The organism is Paraburkholderia sp. SIMBA_030 (assembly GCF_046535245.1).
Lineage (GTDB): Bacteria > Pseudomonadota > Gammaproteobacteria > Burkholderiales > Burkholderiaceae > Paraburkholderia.
In genome coordinates this window covers 1-337 of the sequence record NZ_JAWRXB010000187.1, presented here as the reverse complement: position 1 = coordinate 337, position 337 = coordinate 1, and the positions used below count along the sequence as shown (strand labels likewise).

Annotated in this window: 1 protein-coding gene; it reads left to right on the top strand. The window is 64.1% G+C overall.

Features of this window, described 5'->3' with window-relative positions:
- The coding region (locus tag SB772_RS39600) for a DALR domain-containing protein (protein WP_410838466.1) at positions 1-337 on the top strand (337 nt) is incomplete at both ends.

The following is a 337-nucleotide window of genomic DNA, read 5'->3' as shown; positions in this document are numbered from 1 at the left end:
CCCCGCGTTGTCAGGTACTACCTCGGCCAGGCGCACTACCGGTCCGTTCTGGATTACAGACCCACATCCCTCCAGGAGGCTGCGGCCGCCGTCGAGCGTATCGACGGTTTCATCAGCAAGGCAACGGCCATGCTCCAGACAAGCCTGGATGTTGCTCCGCAAGCGAACATACCGCCGGCGTTCAGTGCCGCCATGGACGATGACCTGAACGTGCCCCAAGCGCTCGGAGTCCTCCACGAAACAGTGCGTGCGGGCAACACCGCATTGGCCGCCGGCGACGGGGAAGCAGCCAAAGCGGCCCTGTACAGCGTGCTTTCCATGACCGAAGTGCTCGGGC